Below are 6,087 nucleotides of genomic sequence, written 5' to 3'. Positions count from 1 at the left end.
GCTTCGGCGCCGGGGCGGACGGCGAGGAGGCCCTGCTGCCGGTGGGCGGGCAGTTCCGCTGGCGCCGGCAGGGCGAGCGGCACAAGTGGAACCCCGCCACCGTGGCGAAGCTCCAGGAGGCGGTGCGCGCGAACGACGCGGCGCGGTTCCAGGAGTACTCCCAGCTGGCGGACGACGAGACGCGCGAGCACAGCAACCTGCGCGGCCTCCTGGACGTGGTGACGGACGGCTGCACGCCGGTGCCGCTGGAGGAGGTGGAGCCCGCGCTGGAGCTGGCGCGGCGGTTCGTCACCGGCGCCATGTCCTTCGGGTCCATCAGCGCGGAGGCGCACGAGACGCTGGCCATCGCGATGAACCGGCTGGGCGGCAAGTCCAACAGCGGCGAGGGCGGCGAGGAGGCCCGCCGCTACACGAAGGACGCGAACGGCGACTCGCGCCGCAGCGCCATCAAGCAGGTGGCCAGCGCGCGCTTCGGCGTCACCGCCGAGTACCTGGTCAACGCGGACGAGCTTCAAATCAAGATGGCCCAGGGCGCCAAGCCCGGCGAGGGCGGCCAGCTGCCGGGCCACAAGGTGGATGAAAGAATCGCCCGCGTGCGCTGGAGCACGCCGGGCGTGACGCTCATCTCCCCGCCGCCGCACCACGACATCTACTCCATCGAGGACCTGGCGCAGCTCATCTACGACCTCCAGTCCGTCAACGCGAAGGCGCGCGTGAGCGTGAAGCTGGTGAGCGAGGTGGGCGTGGGCACCATCGCCGCGGGCGTCGCGAAGGCGGGCGCGGGCTGCGTGGTGGTGGCGGGCTACGAGGGCGGCACGGGCGCCTCGCCCCTCTCCAGCCTCCAGCACGCGGGGCTGCCGTGGGAGCTGGGGCTGGCGGAGACGCAGCAGGTGCTGGTGCACAACGGCCTGCGCTCGCGCATCCGCGTGCAGGTGGACGGCGGCCTGCGCACCGCGCGCGACGTGCTGGTGGCGGCGCTCCTGGGCGCGGAGGAGTTCGGCCTGGCCACGGCGAGCCTCGTGTCCGTGGGCTGCATCATGCTGCGCAAGTGCCACCTCAACACCTGCTCGGCGGGCATCGCCACGCAGGACCCGGCCTTGCGCGAGCGCTACCAGGGCACGCCGGAGAACGTGGTGAGCTTCTTCCTGCTGCTGGCGGAGGACCTGCGCCGGCACATGGCGAAGCTGGGCGCGCGCACGCTGGATGAACTGGTGGGCCGTGTGGACCTGCTGCGCCAGCGCGCGGCGGTGGACCACTGGAAGGCGCGCAGGGTGGACCTGTCCTCGCTGCTCGCCGCGCCAGCCGCGCCGGCCGCCGAGCCGCGCCACTGCCAGACGCCGCACCGCAAGGACGTGTCGGACCACCTGGACCACGAGCTGCTGGAGAAGGCGCAGTCCGTGCTCGCGGGCGGCCGCCGCTGATGCTGTCCTTGCCGGTGGCGAACACGCACCGCGCGGTGGGCGCCATGCTGTCCGGCGAGATTGCCCGCCGCCACGGCGCGCAGGGGCTGCCGGACGGCAAGCTGCGGGTGAAGCTGAAGGGCTCCGCGGGCCAGAGCTTCGGCGCGTTCCTCGCGTCGGGCGTGACGCTGGAATTGGAGGGCGACACCAACGACTACCTGGGCAAGGGGCTGTCCGGCGGACGCATCATCGTCTACCCGCCGGAGGGCAGCCGCTTCACGCCCGAGGAGAACGTGCTGGTGGGCAACACGGGGCTCTACGGCGCCACGGGCGGCGAGGTGTACCTGCGGGGGCTCGCGGGCGAGCGCTTCGCGGTGCGCAACAGCGGCGCGCAGGCGGTGGTGGAGGGCGTGGGCGACCACGGCTGCGAGTACATGACGGGCGGCGTGGTGGTGGTGCTGGGCCAGACGGGCCGCAACTTCGCGGCCGGCATGAGCGGCGGCACCGCGTACGTGCTGGACCGCGAGCGCACCTTCCGCGAGCGCTGCAACCTGGAGATGGTGGAGCTGGAGTCGCTGGTGGACGAGTCCGAAATCTGGCTCGTGCACGGGATGATTGAACGCCACCTGCACCACACCGGCAGCGCGCTGGCGCGGCGGGTCTTGGACAACTGGGAGCTGATGGTGCCGCAGTTCATGAAGGTGATGCCCTCCGACTACAAGCGGGTGCTCCAGGCGCGCAGGGCGGCGCGCAGGCCGCCACCGGCCGCGGGCGTGCAGCAGCTCCACGTCGTCGGCGGGGGGGCTTGAGCGATGGGCAAGCCCACGGGTTTCATGGAGTGGCCGCGCGTCCCCGCACCCAAGCGGGACAAGGCGGAGCGCCTGGAGGACTGGCGGGAGCTGCAGCTGCCGCTGGCGCCGGACGAGGCGAAGCGGCAGGCGGGGCGCTGCATGGACTGCGGCATCCCCTTCTGCCACCAGGGCTGTCCGCTGGGGAACCTCATCCCGGACTTCAACGACGCGGTGTACCGGGGCCAGTGGAAGGAGGCGTACCAGGTGCTCAGCCGCACCAACACCTTCCCGGAGTTCACCGGCCGGCTGTGCCCCGCGCCGTGCGAGGCCGCGTGCGTGCTGGCCATCGACCGGGACGCCGTCACCATCGAGCAGATGGAGAAGGAGATTTCAGAGCGCGCCTTCGCGGAGGGCTGGGTGAAGGCGAAGCCTCCCGCGCGGCGCACGGGCAAGCGCGTGGCCGTGGTGGGCTCCGGCCCCGCGGGGCTCGCGGCGGCGGCGCAGCTCAACGCGGCCGGGCACAGCGTGACGGTGTACGAGAAGGACGCTCGCGCCGGAGGACTGCTGCGCTACGGCATCCCGGACTTCAAGCTGGAGAAGGCGGTGCTGGACCGCCGCATCGCGCTGATGGAGGCGGAGGGCATCGTCTTCCGCGTCGGCGAGGACGTGGCGGCGGCTCCGGGCTGGCGCGCGCTGCGCGAGCAGTATGACGGCGTGGTGCTGGCCCTGGGCGCGCGCAAGGCCCGCGAGCTGGACGTGCCGGGCCGCGAGCTGTCCGGCGTGGTGCAGGCCATGGACTACCTGGAGCACCAGAACCAGGTGGTGACGGCGGGAGCACAGCCGGACGCGCGCCTGGAGGCGCAAGGCAAGCGCGTCATCATCCTGGGTGGCGGCGACACGGGCTCGGACTGCCTGGGCACGGCGCTGCGACAGGGCGCGGCGAACGTGATGCAGGTGGAGCTCTTCCCCGCGCCGCCGCAGGTGCGCGCGAAGGAGAACCCGTGGCCGCGCTGGCCGCTGGTGTTCCGCACGTCCTCCAGCCAGGAGGAAGGTGGAGAGCGCGCCTTCGCGATGATGACGAAGCGGCTGGAGGGCGTGGCCGGCCAGCTCAAGCGGCTGCACGCGGTGCGCGTGGAGGTGCAGCGCGAGCCGGGCGGCGCGCCCAGGCTGGTGGAGGTGCCGGGCTCCGAGCAGGTGTTCGAGGTGGACCTGCTGGTGCTGGCCATGGGCTTCACCGGCCCGAAGACGGACCGGCTGGCGGAGGAGCTGGGCGTGACGCTGTCGCCGCGCGGCACGGTGCGGGTGGACGCGAAGTTCGCCACCTCCGCGCCGGGCGTGTACTGCGCGGGTGACGCCAGCCGGGGCGCGAGCCTCATCGTCTGGGCGCTCGCGGACGGCCGCGAGGCGGCGCGCGCGCTGGACTCCTGGCTGTCCGGCACCGCCTCCGCCCTGCCCACGCGCGGCCAGGACTGCGCGTTCTAGGGGCCGCGCCCCGTCAGTGGACGCGGGCCGCGGGAGGCAGGAGGAAGTCGAGCCGCCGCTCCCGCAGCCGCGTCCTGAAGCCGGGGCGCATCTCCAGCAGCTGCTTCACCACCTCGACGTCGCGGATGGGGCCCACCGTCAGCGCCGGGGCCGGTGAGCCGGACGGCAGGTCCAGGGGCACGCTCCCGGCGAGCGCCTCCATCCGGGACAGGTAGCCCGCGTCCAGGTCCATGAACCATCCGCACGAGGTGCAGCCCGCCAGCTCCTGGAGCCGCTGGTGCCGGCGCAGCAGGTCCGCGAAGGGCCACGACGTCACCGCGGCCCCGAACTGGGCGTCCGGCACGACGAACATGAAGCCGCTGCCCCCACCCGTCAGGAACTTCGACTGCCGGGCCGGGATGCCCGACGTGGGGCTGACGTGCGTGAAGGCGAGGTTGTCCACGCCGGAGAAGTCATTGGTGCCCGTGTCCTTGAAGTGACAGCCATTGCAGGTGTTGGCGGAGAACTCCTTCCGCGCGCAGACCTCCGTGGCGTCGGTGGGCACCACGTTGAGCGCCGCCCAGTGCGTGGGCGGAGCCACCTGCGCGTTGGCGCCCAGGAAGGGCCTGCCGTTGAGCGTGCGCGGCACGACGAAGTTCGCGAAGCACCAGGTGGGCACCGTCACCGGCGGCTCGACGCCGTTCTTCACGGTCGTGCGCACGAAGGCGTCCACGTCGGGGTCCGTCCGGAAGTCGTGGGTCGCGTCATCGGGCGTCAGCGCCATCGTGTGGACGCGCAGACACCCGTTGGAGGGCTTGTCCTTGCCGGTGACGGGGTGCTGATCCACCAGCCGGAACTCCCGCAGCTCCCAGGGAAACCCCAGGGCGACCTCGTTGGTGCGGAGCTGGTTCAGCGCGTTCCCGTTGCCCTTGCCCGGAGCGCGGCCCCGGTGGACGACGCTCTCCGTCATCAAGGCCAGCCGCGCGCGGTAGGCCGGGTTGAAGGTGGCGTAGCTCCCCAGCCCGGCCCACTGCCGCGCCCAGCCGATGACCGCCGGGCACCCCTCGCCCGGCACGCCGTACTCGAAGATGACGGTGAACGGCTTGAGGTTGCAGGTCGCCTCCGTGCCGCCGTTTCCCCAGGGGGAGGGGCGCGTCAGCCCGAAGAGGAAGCGCAGCTCGCCCGGGTCGGACGGCCGGCCGGAGTCGTCCTCGGTGCCGCCCAGGTCGATGCGGTTGACGATGGCGAGCAGCCGGAAGGGCGCGATGTCCAGGTCCAGCGGCCTGCTGAGCATCACCTCCCAGCGGCCCGTGGAGGCGTTGAGCTGGAGGGACGAGGACGCGCCGCTGGCGGCGGCCCAGGGGGCAATCACCTCGTCATACATCTTGCGGCGCGCGGGCACCGTGTCGCCGTTGGACTGGAAGTCATTGAGCCAGAGCGACAGCCAGTTCAGCACGAAGGCCTCCGGGCGCGAACCGGACCCGTGGGCCATCTCCCGCATGAGGTGCGCGAAGGTCCACACCCCGCCCTTCGTTCCCGCGCCGGTGCACGGGTCCCACGTGCGCGCGGGGTCGAGCACCACGGCCGGGTCGCGGATCATCAGCGTCCGCTCCCACTGGGCCTGGGTGGAGGCTGGTATCTGGGGGCAGCTCGTGAACGGCGTCAGCGCGCCCTGCCCGAAGGCGTCGGCGTCCACGGGGAGCCCCTCGTAACGGGCAGCCGGGTGGCGGCCGTTGAACAGGACGGTCTCCCGGGTGGGCATGCCGAACTCGCCCGACGCCAGCCGGCGCTCGTTCTCCTCGCGGCGCTGCACCTCCGTGTCCGGCAGCTGCGAGAAGAGGGTGAAGAACTCCGGGCCAGGGCTCGCGGGAATCCTGCCCAGCCGGGCCAGCGTGTCGGAGCGGAACAGGACCGTGGGACGGTCCGGGTCCCCCACCACGCGCACCAGGCTGTCCGCGAGCACCCGGTTGGCCGGAGGCGGCAGCTTCACGTGCACCGCCGTCGTCTCCCCCAGCGGCGTGGGCTTCTCCAGCTTCTGGGCGAAGATTCTGGCGACGGACAGGCCCGACACGAAGGGCAGCTCGCCGATGCTGGAGACGGTGCCCCCCGGGCCGGCTTGCGCGTCATCCTGGGTGTCCCGCACCGGCGGCTCCTGCGCGGGCGACGGCTCCTTCGCGCATCCGCTGACCGCCAGCACCGCTCCCAAGAAGGCGATTCTCAAGTCCTTGCACTTCCGAAACATGCAGTCCCCCCGGCGAAGCCTGCCTTTTCCATCCATGGCAGGCATTGGCTCAACGCCGCGGGCGCTCGCGCATGTCCAGACGTCCGCTGCATGGCAGGCCCGAGTCGGGGCCCGGACAGGGAGCTGCCCGCGCGAATGATCAGCAGGGGCTCCGCCCATCCCCTTCCCGACAGGTTCCGGCCCGCGGGGCCCG

The 6,087-nt window shown here is 72.5% G+C and carries 2 protein-coding genes and 1 pseudogene; 2 read left to right on the top strand and 1 reads right to left on the bottom strand.

The genetic code is table 11. The features are described from left to right. A pseudogene (locus ACLEQD_RS06450) lies at positions 1 to 2,209 on the top strand (glutamate synthase-related protein); the annotation flags it as partial. A gap of 3 nt (positions 2,210 to 2,212) precedes the next feature. After that, positions 2,213 to 3,673 carry a glutamate synthase subunit beta gene (locus tag ACLEQD_RS06445; RefSeq protein WP_410382563.1) on the top strand — a complete coding sequence of 487 codons (1,461 nt, stop codon included), beginning with the start codon at positions 2,213 to 2,215 and terminating at the stop codon, positions 3,671 to 3,673. A 13-nt stretch (positions 3,674 to 3,686) separates the two neighbouring features. Here the strand turns inward: ACLEQD_RS06445 and ACLEQD_RS06440 are convergent, their stop codons facing one another. Next, positions 3,687 to 5,873, bottom strand: coding sequence for a hypothetical protein (locus ACLEQD_RS06440; RefSeq protein WP_410382561.1), 2,187 nt, complete (start codon positions 5,871 to 5,873; stop codon positions 3,687 to 3,689). Between the last annotated feature and the right edge of the window lie 214 nt (positions 5,874 to 6,087).

The organism is Corallococcus sp. 4LFB, assembly GCF_046520365.1.
Classification (GTDB): Bacteria; Myxococcota; Myxococcia; order Myxococcales; family Myxococcaceae; genus Corallococcus; species Corallococcus caeni.
This window is presented reverse-complemented; position numbering and strand designations above follow the sequence as displayed.

Bases quoted from the DNA above. Each gene is read 5' to 3' on its own strand.
- ACLEQD_RS06445 (WP_410382563.1), top strand. From the start codon at position 2,213: ATGGGCAAGCCCACGGGTTTCATGGAGTGGCCGCGCGTCCCCGCACCC.